Source organism: Nitratireductor sp. CH_MIT9313-5 (assembly GCF_037029545.1).
Classification (GTDB): domain Bacteria; phylum Pseudomonadota; class Alphaproteobacteria; order Rhizobiales; family Rhizobiaceae; genus Chelativorans.
The window spans coordinates 646,504-665,434 of record NZ_JAYMER010000014.1 but is presented as its reverse complement, the minus strand read 5'-3'; the positions used below and the strand labels follow the sequence as shown (position 1 = coordinate 665,434).

Genomic DNA, 18,931 nt, shown 5'->3' with positions numbered 1-18,931 from the left:
GGATTTCACTCCGCAGCTTCCAGCGCTGCCTTGTGCTGGCGGGCCAGCCGTTGCGCTGTCTTTTCTTCGATGGATTTCAGTTGCTCCGGCGTCGGGTCGGCGCCGCCCTCATAGGCCTCGAGGAACTCGAGAAGCTCCTCGCGATAGGCGTAGTAGTGCGGGTGCGCGAGCAGCGATTTGCGCGAGCGTGGCCGCTGCAGATCAACCGCCATGATGTTGCCGATGCGGGCATTTGGCCCGTTCGACATCATCACGACCCGGTCGGCGAGCAGGATCGCCTCGTCGACGTCGTGGGTGACGCAGATCGCCGTGACCTGGGTGCGCTTCCAGACGTCCATCAGAACGTCCTGAAGCTCCCAGCGCGTCAGGCTGTCCAGCATCCCGAACGGTTCATCAAGCAGCAGCAGTTTCGGCGATAAGGAGAATGCGCGAGCGATGCCGACGCGCTGTTTCATGCCGTTGGAAAGATCGCCTGCTGCCTTGTGCATCGAGTCGGCGAGGCCGACGCGGGCCAGGTAGTATTCGACAACGTCATTGCGTTCCGCCGCCGTCGCGTTCGGATAGACACGGTCGACGCCGAGGGCGACATTCTCGTAGGCCGTCAGCCACGGCATCAGCGACGGGGCCTGGAACACCACGGCGCGGTCCGGGCCTGCCTGGGTAATGTGTTTGCCGTCGAGAATGATCGCCCCTTCGGAAATCGGGTTCAGACCGGCGACCATCGACAGGACGGTCGACTTGCCGCAACCGGAATGGCCGATCAGCGTGACGAATTCGCCCTTGCGCATCTTCATCTCGAAGCCGTCGACCACGGTCAGCGGGCCTTTCGGCGTCGGATAGACTTTTTTCAGCTGGCTGAATTCGAGATAGCGCTCCTTCACCGAAGATTCGGACGCGCGTACATAGGCGTCCGGGAGTTCCGGCTTCTGGGTGATCGGAACGATGTCGGGGAGGACTATATCGCTCTCGAGATCCGTTCCGTATTCCGCGCCAATATCCATCAGGTATTGAGTGACCGAGCCACGCAGGCCGATGAACGTTTCGTCATGGTTCATGTCGGCGCGGTCGCGAGGGCGCGGAATATCGACGACGAACTCGCGTTCAAGCGTGGCGTTCGGCGCAGGCGTGAGCGGGATGATGCGGTCGGCGAGCAGGATCGCCTCGTCCACATCGTTCGTGATGAGGACAATCGTCTTCTTCTCCTGCTCGCAGATCGCGGCGAATTCGTCTTGCAGCTTGGCGCGGGTCAGGGCGTCGAGGGCGGAGAGCGGCTCGTCGAGCAGCAGTACTTCGGGCTGCATGGCAAGCGCGCGGGCGACGGCGACGCGCTGGCGCATGCCGCCCGAAAGTTCCGCCGGCTTGCGGTCGCGAGCGTGCGACAGGCCGACCATGTCGATATATTTGTCGGCAATGGCCTTGCGCTCAGCCTTCGGCTTGCCGCCGAATACGCTGTCAACCGCCAGAGCGACATTGCCCTGCACCGATAGCCACGGCATCAGCGAGTAGGACTGGAAGACGACGCCCCGCTCCGGGCCCGGGCCGTCGATCTCCTTGCCGCAATAGATCACGCCGCCTTCGTCAGGGTTGATCAGCCCGGCGATCGCCGAGATCAGCGTCGTCTTGCCTGAGCCGGAGAAGCCGACGATGGCAATGAATTCGCCTTCCGAGACCTTCAGGTTCACGTCCCTGAGGACTTCGGTGCGGTCATCGCCGTCGCCATAGTGCTTGGAGAGGCCGGTGATTTCGAGAATGGGAAGCGTCATCATCTGTTCCTCACCGGTTTGCCGAGAAGGTGAAGGCACGCTGCAGGGCGTACATCAGCCGGTCCAGCATGAAGCCGATGATGCCGATGGTCAGCACCGCGACCATGATCCTGGCGAGCGACTGCGAGGAGCCGTTCTGGAACTCATCCCAGACGAATTTGCCGAGGCCCGGGTTCTGGGCGAGCATTTCGGCGGCAATCAGCACCATCCAGCCCACACCGAGCGAAAGGCGCAGGCCGGTGAAGATCAGCGGCAGCGAGGACGGCAGGACGATCTGAGTGACCGTCTTGCGCGTCGGCAGTTGCAGCACGCGACTGACATTCATTAGGTCCTTGTCGACCGAGGCGACGCCCAGCGCCGTGTTGATCAGGGTCGGCCACAGTGAGCACAGCGTCACCACGATGGCGGAGATCAGCATGGACTTGGGCAGCGCTTCCCAAGCGTCCGAATAGGTCGCGGAAACCACCATCGTGACAATCGGCAGCCATGCGAGCGGCGAGACCGGCTTGAAGATCTGGATCAGCGGATTGATTGCTCCGTTGACCGTTTGCGACAGTCCCGAGGCGATGCCGAGCGGCACGGCGACGAGAGTTGCGAAGACAAAGCCGAGGCCAACCGTGATCAGCGACGTGCCGATCTGGTCGAGATAGGTCGGTTTGCCGGTATAGGTGCGCCACTTCACTTTGTCGGTCCTGCCGGCAGCCTCAAGCTTTGCGTTTCGGTCTTCCTGACGTGCGTAGAATTCGGCTGCCTTCTCGCGCTCGCGCACATGGTCTTCCCAAAGGTTGACGGTCTGCTCCCAGACCTGCACCGGGCCAGGCACCGCGCCGAGCGATGTTTGCACCTGCGGCGCCAGGGCGCCCCACATGAGGAGGAAGGCGACGATGCCCATCAGCGGGACAAGCAGAACGCGCTTCAGCTCACCGAACTGCTCGCGCGGATTGTCGCCGGCTGCGATCTTCAGAAGCGGAACCAGCCACGAGAAGCCCAGCGCGTCGAGCCAACTGCTTGCCTTGTTGATGGCCGAGAAGATGCGTTCCCTGCGGGCCGCTTTGCCGGACTCGTATACATCCGTGGCGTTTGCCATGATCGTTTTTCCCTGATCGGATTTGAAGTGGATTTCCGGCCGACGCGAAGGAACGCCGGCCGCGTGCCCAACGGCGTCAGCCGCCGACGATTTCGCTGCCTTCGATGATTTGCTCGCCCTTCAGCCCGATTTCGAGAGAGTCGAGATAGGCGTTAGGCTCGCGGCCGTCGTAGGCAACACCGTCGATGATGTCTTCGGCCGGGGTCGGCGCGCGGTAGCCGTCGGTATCCCAGGGGAAGTCCAACTCGTCGACAACACCTTCGTCTACGAGCATCTTCGCGGCCTTAAGGTAGATGTCCGGGCGGTAAACCCTCTTGGCGACTTCGTCATACCAGGCGTCGTCCTTCGCCTCCGGGATCTGGCCCCAGCGGCGCATCTGAGTGAGATACCAGACGGCGTCCGAGTAGAAGGGATAGGTCGCGTAGTAGCGGTAAAAGACGTTGAAGTCCGGAACCTCCCGCTTGTCACCCTTTTCGTATTCGAAGGTGCCGGTCATCGAGTTGGCGATGACTTCCGCGTCGGCGCCGACATATTCCGAGCGCGACAGGATCTCGACAGCTTCCATGCGGTTGGCGTTGTCGTTTTCGTCGAGCCATTTGGCGGCACGGATCAGTGCCTTGGTCAGCGCCAGCGTCGTGTTCGGGTTCTCGTCGACGAATTGCTTGGTCAGGCCGAAGACCTTCTCCGGATTGTTCTTCCAAATTTCGTAGTCGGTAACGACCGGGACGCCGATACCCTTGAAGACGGCCTGCTGGTTCCAGGGCTCGCCGACGCAGTAGCCATAGATCGTCCCCGCTTCGAGCGTCGACGGCATCTGCGGCGGCGGCGTCACGGAGAGGAGCGCGTCGGCCTTGATCTGGCCGGAAATGTCGGTTGGCGAATAGAAGCCGGGATGAATGCCACCTGCCGCGAGCCAGTAGCGAAGTTCGTAGTTGTGAGTGGAGACCGGGAAGACCATGCCCATATTGAATGGCTTGCCCTCGGACTTGAACTTCTCGACGACCGGCTTCAACGCCGCGGCGCTGATCGGATGCTGCACCTTGCCGTTGGCATCGACCGGGATGTTCGGCTTCATCATCTCCCAGATCTCGTTTGAAACGGTAATGCCGTTGCCATTCAGATCCATCGAGAAGGGCGTGACGATATGAGCCTCGGTACCGAAGCCGATTGTTGCAGCCAGCGGCTGGCCGGCGAGCATGTGCGCGCCATCAAGTTCGCCGGTGATCACGCGGTCGAGCAGAACCTTCCAGTTGGCCTGCGGCTCAAGCGTTACGAAGAGGCCCTCGTCCTCGAAATATCCCTTCTCGTAAGCGATGGCGAGCGGGGCCATGTCCGTCAGCTTGATGAAGCCGAACTTAAGCTCGTCTTTTTCGACATCGAGCATTTCGGCATACACGGAGCCGATCGCCGTAGTCGCGGAAAGCATCGCGGCGCCGATGGTCATAAGCGCGTGTCTGCGAAGGATGGTCGAGGTCATTTTGTCACTCCTGTTATGACCCCCGCCTTTGCGGGTTTCGAAAACAAAAAAGCCGCCAAACCGTCACGCCCGGGAGGATAGGGGCGCTTGGGATTGGCGGCTTTGCCTTGGTCGCGCCCGTCTTTAGACGCGGAAACTGGTAGCCTTCGCTGGCTGACACATGCCTTGCACGTAGCGTGCCAGTTTTCGAAGAATTCGGTTTTCTACACAATTTCAGGCTATTAGCTCTGATATGCCGAAATCGGGAAACGGCCGATTATGTCGCCTTATTGTGCAGTACGAGAAAAGTGTTGTTGAAAATTTCGGCAGATCTAAAATGTGCGCACGAAATAGGCAGGTCGCTCCATGGCGTCAGGAGCGGTCCTCGGCCAGGTAGGGTTCGAGCTTGTCGGGATCGAATATCCGGCCGTCAAAGAACCCGTCGGGACCGAGCGTCAAAGCGCCACTCGTAGCGCCGACCGGCTCGGCTTTTGTCAAAGCACCTTCCACTTTGGCGTTTGCGGCCGGGATCGGAACAGATAGAGGGCGCAGTGCGGCACGATAGAGATCAGGCCGGTAACAGCGCCGCGCTCTATCGGCGTTGGCCGGCGTGTGCTCAATCTGGCCCCAGCGCACCATCTGTGTGTAGAACCACAGTGCCTGGCTTTGCCATGGAAATGTCGCCGCATGGGCGAATGGCTCGAAGAAGCCGTTGTCCTTGCCGTTTCCGATTACCGCGCCTTCGAGCGCGCGGACAATCAGTTTCGCGGGTTGACCGATATATTCCGGACGGGCGAGGATTTGGGAGAGCGCCGTATGGTTGCCGGGATCGCCGCACCATTCGGCCGCCCGGTAAAGGGCGCGAACGAGGCGTGACAGCCCATGAGCGTTGTTGCGGGCCCAGTCGGAACGCACGCCCAACACCTTTTCAGGGCTGGATCGCCAGATTGCCGACTTCACCGTGGCGATGCGGCCGTGGCCCTTGGTTACAGCCACAGAGTTCCAGGGCTCGCCCACGCAATATCCGTCAATCCGTCCGGATTCGAGTGCATCAGGCATGAAGGGTGGCGGTACTATGACGATCTCGACATCGGTCTCGGGATTGATGCCGGATGCAGCGAGCCAATAACGCAGTTCGAAGTTGTGCCCCGAATGAGGATGGACGACGCCGAACTGCAAGGGCGAGTTCCCGGCACGCTTGCCGGACTCGATCACCGCGCGCAATGCGCAGCCGGCACCGTTCGGATCCGGCGGAGAGAAGGCTTCGACCCTCATCATTTGCTCGAAAAGGCCAGTGCTGACGGTGACGGCGTTTCCGCCAAGCCCCATTGCCATTGGTACAACGACCTCTAGGGATAGTGGTGTCAGGCCGAGTTCAAAGGCGATAGGCATCGGCGCCAGCATGTGCGCAGCCTCGAACTGGCCGATCGCCATGCGGTCCCGGATATTGGCCCAGGATGTTTCGCGCAGCAGCGTCAGCGCAACGCCTTCCTCCTCGGCGAAGCCGCATTCGCGCGCGGCGACGAGGATCGCGCTATCCGTCAGGGGAATAAAGCCGGCAGCAATCTCGATCTCGGCCATTAGTCTTCCTTCCCGAGCATGTCGGCAGCGAGTACCAGGCTCTGCGCGACATCGCTGATCTTGCGGTTCTGGTTCATCGCGGTCTTGCGCAGCAGTGCATAGGCGTCTTCCTCGCTCATGCCACGCGAGCGCATCAGGAGGCCTTTCGCCTTATCGATGAATTTCCGCGATTGCAGGGCGTTGCGCGCATCTTCCAGTTCGCGTTCCAGCCGCGAATAGGCATTGAAACGGCTGATCGCCATGTCGAGGATCGGCTTGACGCGTTCGCGGCGCAGGCCATCGACGACATAGGCGGATACACCGGCATCGATAGCGCGTTCTATCGAGTCCGTGTCGGCGCGGTCGACGAACATGGCGATCGGGCGTTTTACCGCGCGCGACAGCTGGAACATGTTCTCCAGCATGTCGCGGTTCGGATTTTCCAGATCGATGACGATGACGTCCGGCTCAAGCGCGGCAATCCTGGCGGCGATGCCGGCGACGTCGGTGACGACAGTCACGCGGTCATGCCCCGCCTCGCGCAGACCCGCCTCAATGATGGCGGCGCGCACCGAATTGTCATCAATGACCAGAACTGAGGGAGGATGGCCGGACATGCCTTCATTTTGCGCATGCGGAAAAATTGTGCAACGCAAAATCTACCCGCGGAGAATGACCGCTTTCCGCCAATCTCAAACATCGGCTTTGAGTCGCATAAAGGTAACTCAGCGAAGCCATCGCCGTGGGTGCCGACCGTCCACTTCCCTTTCTTCGTGGATTGTTGTGCCCCCCTTCAGGTGGTTGAGCGCGCTTCAGGCTTTCCCTTGCAGCAGCTCTGTTTGCGGGATGTGTTCAACTACTCCGCGCTCCCCCTCCGATCCTCTGCAGGTATCTGGTTCCACTTCTTCCACGCGATAGAGCTTCTCATCGCGGAAGGCGCTGGCCATCTTGGTGGATGTGCCGTCGCCGGGCTTGGCGGGAACATCAAGAAAATCCGGCTCCGCTTCTGCGGCAACAATGCGTGCATCCGCTGGGGAATACGCCCGTACGACGACAATGCCCTGGGAGGCGGCGAGATCCCAGTTGGGGTCGGTTGCAGGCGCGTCCGGTATGAGGCGATAGAGCGAGAGTTTAAGATTGGCAGTGGACATGAGCTGCTCCTTACAGACGCAATTTCAATGCCTCAAAATGGCAGTCGGTTCCGGTCAGAAAAAAATCTGAAAAAAATAAGGAACCTTCGCTGCAGTAGGTTGTTAGCACGATGACGGCACGCGCTTCCCCGCCCCCAACCCCCACACACCTGCGTGCCGTGTGCCGGCTTTGAGCCGGCATTTTTTTTGCCCGGTTGTCAGTAATCTTTCTCGAAGAAGACCCCCAACGACGAGTTGCCGTCCGAGCCTACCGATCCGCGGGCCTTCAGATCCTCGGTTATATCGAGATTGATCGTGCCGCGGGTGCTGCCCTTGGCGCCTGCTTCAACGCCCAGATATATGTTCTCCTGAATGTAACGCCCAGCACGAACGGCTGTATTGCCTTCGCTGTCTGTAACCACATCCAGATCATCAAGGCCTGTTGCCTCGCGCAAGGAGCCGAGCAGGGAACTGTTGCCGCCACCGGCCAGCTCTGCGGCCGCAGCAGCGAGTTGCGCCAGTTGCAGCGGAGAAAGCTCGCCCACGCTGCGTTTGAAGATCAGCCGCGCAAGCACTTCATCCTCTGGAAGTCCGGGTTGCGAGGAGAAGGAAATGTCGAGGTCCGAAACCCGTCCGGTGACATTTATGAAGACCACAATGTCGCTTCCGCGTGAACGCGCCACAAAATTCAGGAACGGGTCCAAGTCGCCCACAAGCGTAACCGTACCTTCATCGAAGGTTATGCGTTGCCCGAGAATGCTGAGGCGGCCACGGATCAGCCTGAATGCGCCGACGGGGCGAACAGATGTGACAGGACCAGTCAACCGCACCGAGCCTCCCAGTTCGGCGTCAAGACCGCGTCCGCGTACAAAAATGCGCGCAGGCGCATTTACCGCTATATCAAGGCGCATGACGCTCGGGCGGGAGGAGGGCATCGGGGTCCCGTCTTCCGCGCGCGCGCGCTTCAGCGTTTGCCGGACCGCGGGCGGAGCGTTTCGGTGGCGGACCCGAAGCTGGGCGGCGTTGCTGCCGAGCCCGTCGGGAACCAGTATTTCCGCGCGCGCTATATCGATATTTCCGGACAAAAGCGGGTCCCGCGCAAGCGGCCCCTGAAGGTTCAATGCTCCGCCCAAAGTGGCGGACAACATGTCCCCATCCGTATAGCGTGCGTCATTCAGGCGGATATTGATGGAAGCGGGAAAACCGGCTGCCGCACTGGTCGAAATGGTCCCCGACGCGCTGACGCTGCCACCGCTCGACAGATTGGCAGAGGCTTGGCGCAAAACCACGGTCTCGCCAGAGAGGGCCGCATCCAGGCGAATGCCGCTCAAGCGAAGATTGGTCATCGGATCGATGACAGCTGCATCGCTGGTAGCTATCGACCCCGACAATTGCGGGTCTGCAAGGCTGCCGGTCGCAACAATATTTGCCTGCAATGCGCCGGTTAGCTGTGTTCCGCGGCTGATCAACTGCCGGTTGGCGAGTTGCAAAGGCACTGTTGCCTGCGCGTTCACACGTAACCCGCTGCCACTTAGCGGTATCTGACCGCTCGCTTCCACGGAAAGGCCAAGCGGCCCCTGAGCGTTCAGTGCGGTCAGGTTCACGGTATTCTGCGCATAGCGGCCCGTGGCACTCAGGTCGACGGGAGTAGCGCCTAGATTGGCAAGCGGACGGGCGGATAGCCCTGTTGCTGAAAGCGTAAAGGAAACATCAGGGTCGGTTGCGGAGCCTGACACGCGCGCATTGCCAGTCAGCGTGCCCGCCAGATCCTGACCGGGCACCTGGCGGTTGAGCAGCGAAAGCGGAAAGGCGGCCAGTTCCACATCCAGTGCGAGTTGACCATCGGCAGACAGGGGTGCCGTACCGGTGATGGTCGCGCCAAGACCACCGGGGCTTCGCAGATTGGCCGCAATTTCGAGCCGTTCACCAGTTGTGCGGCCGCTGGCGTCCACATTGAGGGACTGAATGCCGGCTTCTGTCAAAGCTGCTGCCTCGACATCACGTCCGATGATTTCGAAATCTGCGCGTGGGCTTTCACGCGTTCCGCTCACGGTCGCCGTGCCGCTGATCGTTCCGTTCAGACGCAGGTCCGGGCGAACCAGATTTGCTACCGACAGGGGCAGAGACTGAAGGCGGGCATCGAGATCAAGGCGTTCATCGATCGTACCGCTGATCGAAATCGCTCCACCTGCCACGTCCAGTCGGGTTGTCGAGATGGTGATCTCGTCTCCGGCCACGCTTATGCGTGTCGGCTCAACGAGATGTGCGCGGGTGCTGTCCTTTGCGAGCTCGGCGCTTTGCAAGGCAAGCACATAGCCATTGTCCGTCTGGCTCAGGCGACCGGCGAGGTTTAGGTCGGTGCCATTGACCAGCTTGGCATCGGCGTTGAAATCTGTCGCGTTATCGCTCGTGGCTGCCGTTGCCTGAAGCGTGGCGATGTCTATGCCAGCGGCTTTCACGTTCCGCGCGGCAATATCACCCTCGACCAACGGGACGCCGAAAAGGTCGCTGATCCGTGCCTCTATTTCTGCAGAGCCAATACGCGTGTTCTCGACCATCAGACCAGAAACTTTGGCTTCTATGCTCGCCGTCTGTTCGTCATTGCTCGGAGCGAGCTCGATGCGTGCCTGTGCGGCACCCTCCATGTCGCGTAGCAGCAGGGCACCGACTGTTTCCAGCTCTGCAGCGTCCAGTGCCAGACTTCCGGTGAAGAGACCCTCGCGGTCCTGAGCCACGCTTCCGGCCAGCTTCGCACCACCTGCTTCGAGCGTCAGATCGGTAATCTCGCGCCGGCTTTCGGCGACGGAAATATCCGCGCTGCCGGTTGTTCTCGTTCCGTCGAGAAAGGCATCGAGGGAGACTTTGCCCACAAGGGCGATCTCACCAAGCGTGCCGTCGAAGCGCAGGGTCGCGTCTGATAGCCGCTTGTCCACCAGTCGGGCATCGGCCGTCCGCATGATGGCCTGAAGTGCCAACGCGTCGCCGGCACCCTTGGTGGTCGCCTCCAGCGTAAGGCGACCGGATGCACGCGGGCTGACTGCCGCCAAATCAGTCAGCGCTGCAGTTATTTCGAGATCAGAAGCCTCGGATGCAATGGTGCCGTTCGCCCGTATCTCGACCTGTGGATTGGCAAGAACGAACTCTTCGGTCTCAATGCCGTCTTCCGTTCGCGAGACACGGCCGTCAAGGCGCGTGCGGCCCGACAGGAGACCATCCAACGGTGCGATGTCGGTGCTGAGGTCGGTGGCTTCACCGTCGATATTCAAGTCGAAACCGCCGCTGAACGGCTTGATCAGGCCACGTGCAGTCACGGCAATACGACCGGCTAGGTCCCGATTGGCAAAGCCGGAGAAGGGCGCAAGGCTTGACGCTTCCAGACGGGTCGTACCGTCATACGCGCCCTTCACAAAATTGCCGGTGGTGTTCAACGACAATCCGTTGCCTTCGATGCTTGCGCTGGCAATCTGGAGCGGATCGCCTGCGCGCCAGGAACCTTCTGCCGCAAGCTGCAGGCGCTCGCCCAGTGCCTTTGCAATGTCTGCGCGTTCTGCAACTATATCCTCAATGGACCCTTCGGCTTCGAAGGTGATGCTGCGCCGGGCAGGCTCGGAGAGATTGCCTGCAAGTCCCCCCAGTTCCAACCGCGTCGATCCGGCGGCAAAATCCGCGGTGGTCAGATCCTCCACCATCAGACGCGCCTGCCAGCGTTCGGCATTTGCCTCACCATAGGTCGCAACAAGATCGACGCGTTTGACCTTCGTTTCGCCATTGCCGCCTGGGAGCAGGACCGGTTCTCCAGACGGATCAGCGATGGTCGCATCCAGGGACAGAGTTGTCAGGAACCCGTCTTTGGCGGTTTCTGCCGCAGCGTTGAAGTTCAGCGCGCCGCTTTCCAGCGTAAGATCCTGCAAGAGCATTCCGCCAGCATCCCTTGCCACGCCAACAGCAGAGAGTTGCGTTTCCGCGCCGAAGAAGGGGCGATACTGTTCGGGCACGAGACGCGCGATTTCGCCACGAACATCTGCGTTGAAGCCGATGCCTTCAACACGGCGGCGAAGACGCGCAGTGCCTGCGACGGCGCGCTCGTCATCAACGGAAAGCGTCAGTTCCACATCGAGGCCATCCAGCGGACCCGCGCCATTGACCAGCAGTTCCACCGGTGGCCGCCCCTCAATGCCCAGCAGATTTGCGACCACGCCGTTTTCAGGCTCGCTAAGCTGTAAGTCGATCTCGAACCGCTCGGTCTCTGCCGCATAGGCCAGGTCCAGCGCAAGGCGTCCGCCCGGTCCGTCCAGCCGGGTTATGTTGAGCTCCGTGTCGAGTGATCCAGCTTCCAGATCAAGGCTGCCCGCCACTGCGATCTGCGATTCAAGACCGAAAACGCTGCCGCCGAAAGAGACAAGCGGCACCTCCAGAACACCAAGATTGATGGCGATGGGCAGTTCCGGCACCGCGAAACCACCAGCTTCGGGGGAGGGCAGTCCTTCTTCAGGCAGTGGCTTGCGGATCACCTCGATCCTGCTTGCGGCAAGGCGTTCGATCTCCAGTCGCTGGCGCAGGACCAAGGTGGAGCGATCCCAGTCTATGGTCGCGTTTTCGATGCGAAGCCAGACGCCTTCGCGATCCGCGATGGTGATTTCCTCGATGGTCGCTTCGGAAGACAGGGCACCGGAAATGCCACGGATGCGGATCTGGCGGTTGGGGGTCGACAGACGGTCTTCGATAAAGGCCGTGAAGAAGGAGCGTTCTTCCTCCTCACTCGCCGGTGCAGCTTCCTGCGCGGCTGCGCCGAATGTGAATATCAGGAAGGCGAGGGCGGTGAGAAAGCGTATCAAAATGCCTGTCCTATTCCCACATAGAATGCAAAGTCGGGATCGTCAGTTTCGGGGTCGAGCGGGACGGCCGCATCGAGCCGGATCGGGCCAAGGCCGGTAAGATAACGAATGCCGGCGCCTACGCCGATCTTCAGATCTTCGGAGAAATCGGGGAATGCTTCTGCGCCCACATAGCCGGCATCTGCAAAAGCCACTGCACCGATATTGTCCGTGATCTTCACGCGCAGTTCTGCGGAGGCCTCCGCCAGCGAATGGCCGCCACGCAAATTGTCGCCGTCCCGGACGCCAATATTCCGGTAGGCATAGCCACGGACAGAGCCGCCGCCGCCTGCAAAGAAGAGTTTGTCGGGAGGCGTTTCCAGGGATGGCGGGTCAAGCAACGCGCCTATTTTGGCGCGTCCGGCAATGATGAAACGGTCTTCTTCATCGAAACTGTAATAGGCACGCGCTTCGGCAACCATGCGCAAGGCCGCATTGCCATAGTTGAACTCGTAATATGGTTCGAGTGTCAGTTCAGCAAAATAGCCTTCCGTTGCATCTGCCGGATTGTCACGGGTGTCGTAGGTCAGGCCCCCGAGGAGCCCGGCAGTCGTGAATTCCCGCGTTCCGTAGTCATCTTCAAACCTTGCCCAGCCGCCATTGGCGAATATGCGCCCGGAAAGGTCCGGCGTGAAGCGATGCGTGACACCCATTTCACCGGTCACACCCGTGCGCGTATAGGCGTCCAGAACTTCGCGCTCTCCATAGAGCGACGCGACGAAATCGGTCTCGGGGAGATAGATGCCCGGGCGGGTGAAGGTTCCGCCAAGACGATAGGTGAAGTCTCGGGGATCGATACTCTCGCCGATACCTGCCACCTTGCCTTCGATGCGCAGGCTTTCGGCGCGGCCGAACAGGTTGCGGTGGAGCCAGTAGGCTTCAAGACCCAGCCCATCAACGGTTGAAAAGGAGCCGCCCACGCCGAAGCGACGTGGCAGGCGTTCCTGTACGATGACATTGACCGGAAGCGCACCATCTTCGCCGATCGTTTCGGCCGTTTCAACGCGAGCGGAGCGAAATACACCGAGCCGGTTAAGGCGTTCGCGTGCAAGCTCCATGTCGTCGGGGTCATACTCCTGCCCCGGCTTCAGTCCCGTATGGCGAGCGACGAATTCAGCATTCATCCGCTCGGTGCCTGTCACGGAGATGCCCCCGAACTGGGCGTATCGACCGGGTTCAACGACGATGGTGGCGTCTATCGTGTTAGCATCATGAGCGGCTACCACCCGACGCTCCGCAACGCGGGCCTTTGCATAACCTTGTTGCTGCCAGGCTTCCGCAGCCACTCTGCCGGCCTTGATGATGGCGCCTGAACGGGCGGGGAGGCCTCGGGCAAATCCTTCGGCGACGTCAACTTCGTCGCCTGGACCTGCCGGTGGGGCTTCATTCTCGATCCGGGCGGTGGAGAAGATGAATTCCGGCCCCGGGTCTACGCGCACGACAACCTGAACCGGGTTCGGGAATTCGCTGTCGGGCAGGATTTCAGACGCCTGCTGACCATTGATGGTGATGGAAATCGTGCCGCCGTAGCGGGCATTGGCATAGAGCTCGTTCAGAAGGCGACGATAATCGCCGCGTGCCTTTGCAATCAGGCCGCCCGCACCGGAGGCCGGTTCATCGCGGTCCTGCCAGAGATTGGAGGCTTTCTTGAGCTCTGCTGCAATGTCATCATCCGGTCCATCGACAATAAACTCCACCGCATAGTCCTGCGGTGTGCCGATCGTGTCGATCTCTTCCTGCTTTTCCTTGCCAAAAAGCCTCATGCCAAACAGCTCGAAGCCGTATGCTGGCAATGGGGCAGCGGCGATGCCTGCAGCCAGGAGCAGACGCGCTGAAAGCTGTGCGCGGCCAAAGCCTGTCATCCTACCGTGCTGCAAGTCGTTCCTCCCCGATCGCGTACTCGATTACCCGTAAAATCGGGCGCATGAGGAAGGCTCGCCCCCTTCTCCATGCAACCTGTTCCAGCTTCAGGAATTGGCAAAACAGGTGCTGCATCGATTTGCTAGCCCAGATCGTGTGGCCAGTTCAACAATCGTTTGAGGCGTTTTCGCGTCCGCGGAGGCAAGGGACATGACAAAGCAGGAACAAGATACCATCCCGAAGGAGCGTGGCAGGGACGCAAGATCACCTTCCCAAATTCCAAAATCCGGCTGGAAAGATATCCTCTGGCGCGTCTATGAGGAAATAGCCGATGACCGGGTGACGCTGGTTGCTGCCGGTACGACCTTCTATCTCCTCCTTGCTCTTTTTCCGGCACTAGCGGCTTTCGTGTCGCTATACGGGTTCGTCGCGGATCCAAGCACTGTTGCCGATCATGTTGCATTTCTTGGCGGCATGCTTCCCAGCGGCGGTCTGGACCTGATTCAGCAACAGCTCGACCGCCTTGCCTCGCAGGACGCCCAGTCACTTTCCTTCGGCTTTATTCTCGGCCTTCTGCTAGCCCTTTGGAGTGCGAATGCGGGCATGAAGACGCTCTTCCAGGCATTGAACATTGCCTATGACGAAGAAGAAAAGCGCGGTTTCATAAAGCTGAATATCATGAGCCTCGGTTTCACGCTGGGCGGGATGCTGATCGGCATTTTTCTGATTGTCTCGGTTGGCGTGGTTCCGGCAGTTCTGGCTTTCGTGAACCTCCAAGGGATTGCCGAGCCGCTGATCCGTATCTTGCGCTGGCCGCTTCTGTTCATCGTCATCGCAGGGGGCATCTCGGTCATCTATCGCTACGGTCCGAGCCGTAGCAGAGCCAACTGGCGCTGGATCACCTGGGGAGGAGGGCTGGCCACATTTGTCTGGGTCGTCGCTTCAATAGGCTTCTCGTTCTACCTGCAGAACTTCGCCAATTACGATGCCACCTATGGCTCCCTCGGGGCTGTGATCGGCTTCATGATGTGGACCTGGATCTCTGTCATGATTCTGCTGATTGGCGCAGAGCTGAACTCTGAGATCGAACACCAGACCATGCGTGACACGACCGTTGGGCCGGATGATCCGATTGGAAAGCGTGGAGCCGTGATGGCGGATACGGTAGGAGAATCCCGCGGCTGACGCCGCGGGATGATGATTGACTATTCGTCTGCGGGTGTCTCGCGGTTGCCCTTGCCAAGATCCTCGCGAGCGCGCTTGTCCTTGTCGAGCTTCTCAAAGCTTTCAGTCACGCCATCGGCCTCACGCTTTGCGTCGGGCTGGGCATGCCTCTGATTGCGCACATTTGCCTGATCATTGGCGTTCAAGTCGTTATCGCCCATCTTCTGGTTGGCGAGATCGGTTTCGCGCAGATCCTTTGCGGGTTTGTCGAGACCGCGCGCCTTGTTTTCCTGACTCATGATCGTGCTCCTCGGTTGAGTTGTCATGAACAGGCAACGTTCCGCAGTCTGCGCGGTTTCGCCGTGATGCCAATTTTCTGCGATCTTTGTCGCGGTCGATCGCATTGTGGTTGAGGACGCTCATCTATGCCCTAATATGCAGGCGGGGTAACCCTCAGCCGCAATCAGGGTGATATTCATGGCCGTAACTCCCAAGACGACTTCCAAGCCTGCGGCGCGCCGCAGTGCTTCGCGCAGACCTGCAGCCAGGCGCACCACCACAACGGTGAACACGCCACAGGCTGGAGATCGACCAGTCTATGTGATCGATGGCTCGCGTACTCCGTTTCTCAGGGCGCGGGGAGAGCCAGGGCCTTTCACGCCTGTTGATCTTGCCGTCCAGTGCGGACGACCGCTCCTGGCGCGGCAGCCCTTCGCAGCAGATGCATTCGACAGCGTGATCTTGGGCTGCGTGAACGTAATCGCCGACGAGATGAATCCCGCTCGCGTTGCAGCCTTGCGGCTTGGAATGGGCGCTGCCATGCCTGCCTTCACCGTCCAGATCAACTGTGGCTCGGGCATGCAGTCGATCGACACTGCCTTCCGCACCATCGAAGCGGGCAGGGCGGATCTCATAATGGCAGGAGGGGCAGAAGCCTTGTCCCATGCTCCGCTCGTACTTTCGAAGAAGGCGGCAGGATGGTTCGGGCGCTTTGCCACCGCCAAGACCGCGATGGATCGCGCCTCTGCCATGAGTGCCTTCCGGCCGGACATGGCCAAGCCCGTGATCGGGCTTGAACGGGGTCTGACCGACCCGATTACCGAGCTGAATATGGGGCAGACGGCGGAAGTGATCGGTCATCTCTTCAATATCAGCCGGGAGGCGGCGGATGCCTATGCGCTGGAAAGCCATCAGCGGCTCGCCCATGCGCAGGAGGAGGGCTATCTGGCAGGCGAGGTCGAACCAGCGGTCGCCAGGGATGGGCGGCTGTTCGACCATGATGACGGTGTCAGGCCCGACAGTTCGATGGAAAAGCTGGCAAAGCTGAAGCCGGTCTTCGAGAAGCCGTATGGCAAGGTCACGCCCGGCAATTCCTCGCAGATCACCGACGGCGCGTCTTGGGTGATATTGGCGTCCGAGGAGGCCGTGCGGAAGTACAAGCTGAAGCCTCTGGCGCGGATCGTAGACAGCGAATGGTCGGGCCTTGATCCGTCCATCATGGGTCTGGGCCCCACATTGTGCTCGACAGCCCTCATGAAGCGGCGGGAGCTTTCTCGCGAAGATATCGACCTTTGGGAACTGAACGAAGCCTTTGCCGCGCAGGTGCTGGCTTGCCTTGCGGCCTGGGAGGACCCTGATTATTGCCGCGAGGTTCTTGGGCTCGACGCTCCGTTCGGGCGGATTGACCACGAGCGGCTCAATGTGGATGGCGGCGCGATCAGCCTTGGACATCCGGTGGGCACGAGCGGAAACCGCATTGTTCTCCACCTGGTGAATGCGATGCGACGCAAGAAGATGAAGCGAGGTATTGCGACCGAGTGCATTGGTGGCGGTCTTGGCGGGGCAATGCTTCTGGAGGTGGTGTGATGTCGATTTCTGAAGCGACGGTCTGGCAGAAGCTCAAGGATCGCAATATCGAACTGGGACCGGTTGCACAGCAGGTTGGAAGTGACTTCGACCACTGGAAGCTGGCGCGTGACGGCAGCGATGTGGCCTGGCTGGTGCTCGACCGGGAAAATGAAAGTACCAACACCTTGTCTGAAGAGGTGATGGAGGAGTTGAGCGAGGTGCTGGACGTTCTGGAGAAGAAGCGTCCCAAGGCACTCGTTCTGCGTTCGGCCAAGCCGGGTGGATTTGCCGCTGGTGCGGATATTCGCGACTTCAGGGGTGTCCGTGATGCGCGGCAGATCGAGGAGCGCATGAAAGAAGCGCATCGCATTCTCGACCGGCTGGCAAATACGTCTTACCCGACGCTCGCGGTGGTGCACGGGCACTGCCTGGGAGGCGGGTTGGAGCTTGCACTGGCCTGCGATCACAGGATTGCCATCACCGGTGCGACGTTCGGCCTGCCGGAAGTGCTGCTGGGCCTGCATCCGGGGCTCGGCGGAACCTATCGGCTTCCCGCGCTCATCGACCCGCTGGAAGCCATGACCATAATGCTGACAGGCAAGACTGTTCACGACCGCAAGGCCAAAAAGCTTGGCCTTGTCGATGCCGTTATCGAGGAGCGTCATGTCGACAAGGCTGTCGCAGACTTTGCCGCCGGCGGGCTTGCCCGGCATGAGAAGAAAGCGTCCGGTTTCGCAAGCGGGTGGAAGGAGCGTCTGCTGGGGCTCGGGCCCGCCCGCAATATGGCGGCAAAGCGCATGCGCGCGGAAGTGGAGAAGCGCGCCAGCCGGGACCACTATCCCGCACCCTATGCTCTCATCGATCTGTGGGAGCAGGGGGATGGAGACATGGAGCGCGCGCAGAAAGCCGAGATACGCTCTTTCGCGCAGTTGCTGAGCGGTGAGGTGGCGCAGAACCTGATCCGGGTCTTCTTCCTGCGGGAGAAATTGAAGGCGATGGCGAAGGGCCAGAGCGATATCGCTCATGTTCATGTCATCGGAGCAGGGACCATGGGTGGCGATATCGCAGCTTGGTGTGCCTCGCGTGGTCTGAAGGTCTCGTTGAGCGATCTGGACCCGAAAGCCATCGCGGCCGCAGTGGGGCGGGCGTCGAAATTCTATGACAAGAAGCTGCATTCCGGCATCGCACGCCGCGACGCGCTGGACCTGTTGATGCCCGATTTCAATGGCGTGGGTGTCGCAAACGCGGATATCGTCATCGAGGCGGTCGCCGAGAAGTCGGAGGTGAAGAAGGCGCTTTACTCCGAGCTTGCCAGAAAGATGAAGCCCGGCGCCATCCTGGCGACCAACACCTCAAGCATTCCGCTGGAAGAGCTGCGCGAAAGTGCACCTGCTGCAGAGCGCTTCGTTGGTGTGCATTTTTTCAATCCTGTAACGCGGATGGAACTGGTGGAGGTCGTCAGGCACGATCAGGTTTCCGAGGAGACCTTAAAGCGCGTGCAGGCGTTCTGCGGAGACATTTCGCGCCTGCCTGCGCTCGTCAAAAGTGCGCCGGGTTTCCTCGTCAATCGCGCCCTCTTCCCCTATCTCGCCGAAGCATTCGTGCTGATCGACGAGGGAGTGGCGAAGGAAACGATTGATCGGGCAGCAGAAAAGTTCGGCATGCCGATGGGGCCGGTGGAACTTGCCGATCGTGTGGGGCTGGACATCTGCATGGAGGTCGCGCGCATGTTGCAGAATGCCGACAGCGAACGACCCTTGCCACCGGTGCCTGAATGGCTTGAAAAGCATGTGGCAAATGGCGAGACGGGTCGGAAGGCCGGACGCGGACTTTACAGCTATGACCAAAAGGGTCAGCCCAAAAAACAGGCGTCCGGCAGTGATGACAGCGAAGACCTTTCCGCGCTGGCTGATCGCATGATCCTGCCGATGCTCAACACGCTGGTTGCATGTCTTCGCCGAGGTGTGGTCGAGGACGAGGAGACAATCGATGGCGCCATGATATTCGGCACCGGTTTTGCTCCCTTCACAGGTGGTCCCATGCATTATGCGCGCACAAGGGGGGTCGGTGAGATCGTCGCGAAGCTCGCCACACTTCAGGAAAAGTACGGGCAAAGGTTCATGCCCGATGAAGGCTGGAGCAGGCTCAAGCCTGATGCCCAGGACTGAGGCAAAACCAACGGCCCGGCG

General features: G+C 60.4%; 12 protein-coding genes. 3 read left to right on the top strand and 9 right to left on the bottom strand.

Going from position 1 to position 18,931, the window contains the following annotated elements; translation table 11 throughout:
* Nucleotides 1–5: 5 nt before the first annotated feature.
* The 8 genes from WA367_RS10730 to WA367_RS10695 form a co-directional block, all read right to left on the bottom strand.
* Nucleotides 6–1,766 carry an ABC transporter ATP-binding protein gene (locus tag WA367_RS10730; protein ID WP_336056733.1) on the bottom strand — a complete coding sequence of 587 codons (1,761 nt, stop codon included), beginning with the start codon at nt 1,764–1,766 and terminating at the stop codon, nt 6–8.
* Nucleotides 1,767–1,773: 7 nt separating this feature from the next.
* Nucleotides 1,774–2,850 (bottom strand): ABC transporter permease, encoded by a 1,077-nt coding sequence (locus tag WA367_RS10725; RefSeq protein ID WP_336056732.1) that lies wholly within the window; start codon nt 2,848–2,850, stop codon nt 1,774–1,776.
* 76 nt (nt 2,851–2,926) lie between these two features.
* Nucleotides 2,927–4,327, bottom strand: a complete 1,401-nt coding sequence (locus tag WA367_RS10720; RefSeq protein ID WP_336056731.1) for a CmpA/NrtA family ABC transporter substrate-binding protein — start codon at nt 4,325–4,327, stop codon at nt 2,927–2,929.
* Nucleotides 4,328–4,678: 351 nt separating this feature from the next.
* Nucleotides 4,679–5,887: a CmpA/NrtA family ABC transporter substrate-binding protein gene (locus tag WA367_RS10715; protein ID WP_336056730.1), complete on the bottom strand. Its 1,209-nt coding sequence runs from the start codon at nt 5,885–5,887 to the stop codon at nt 4,679–4,681.
* Nucleotides 5,887–6,483 carry an ANTAR domain-containing response regulator gene (locus tag WA367_RS10710; protein ID WP_336056729.1) on the bottom strand — a complete coding sequence of 199 codons (597 nt, stop codon included), beginning with the start codon at nt 6,481–6,483 and terminating at the stop codon, nt 5,887–5,889. The genes WA367_RS10715 and WA367_RS10710 overlap by 1 nt, the downstream gene beginning before the upstream one ends.
* A 195-nt stretch (nt 6,484–6,678) precedes the next feature.
* Complete coding sequence (locus tag WA367_RS10705) at nt 6,679–7,017, bottom strand: hypothetical protein (protein WP_336056728.1); 339 nt, start codon at nt 7,015–7,017, stop codon at nt 6,679–6,681.
* A 197-nt stretch (nt 7,018–7,214) separates the two neighbouring features.
* On the bottom strand, nt 7,215–11,831 hold the full coding sequence (locus tag WA367_RS10700; protein ID WP_336056727.1) for a translocation/assembly module TamB domain-containing protein: 4,617 nt from the start codon (nt 11,829–11,831) through the stop codon (nt 7,215–7,217).
* A complete protein-coding gene (locus WA367_RS10695) occupies nt 11,828–13,732 on the bottom strand; it encodes an autotransporter assembly complex protein TamA (protein WP_442935575.1) in 1,905 nt (634 codons plus the stop codon). The genes WA367_RS10700 and WA367_RS10695 overlap by 4 nt, the downstream gene beginning before the upstream one ends.
* 208 nt (nt 13,733–13,940) lie before the next feature.
* Here WA367_RS10695 and WA367_RS10690 point away from each other — a divergent pair, with 208 nt between their 5' ends.
* Nucleotides 13,941–14,915 (top strand): YihY/virulence factor BrkB family protein, encoded by a 975-nt coding sequence (locus WA367_RS10690; protein WP_336056725.1) that lies wholly within the window; start codon nt 13,941–13,943, stop codon nt 14,913–14,915.
* A gap of 20 nt (nt 14,916–14,935) precedes the next feature.
* Here WA367_RS10690 and WA367_RS10685 read toward each other — a convergent pair whose 3' ends face one another.
* On the bottom strand, nt 14,936–15,193 hold the full coding sequence (locus tag WA367_RS10685; protein ID WP_336056724.1) for a hypothetical protein: 258 nt from the start codon (nt 15,191–15,193) through the stop codon (nt 14,936–14,938).
* A gap of 178 nt (nt 15,194–15,371) precedes the next feature.
* Between WA367_RS10685 and WA367_RS10680 the strand changes: the two genes are divergently transcribed.
* A complete protein-coding gene (locus WA367_RS10680; protein WP_336056723.1) occupies nt 15,372–16,760 on the top strand; it encodes an acetyl-CoA C-acetyltransferase in 1,389 nt (462 codons plus the stop codon).
* Nucleotides 16,760–18,910, top strand: a complete 2,151-nt coding sequence (locus tag WA367_RS10675; RefSeq protein WP_336056722.1) for a 3-hydroxyacyl-CoA dehydrogenase NAD-binding domain-containing protein — start codon at nt 16,760–16,762, stop codon at nt 18,908–18,910. Before WA367_RS10680 ends, WA367_RS10675 begins: the two co-directional genes overlap by 1 nt.
* Nucleotides 18,911–18,931: the final 21 nt, after the last annotated feature.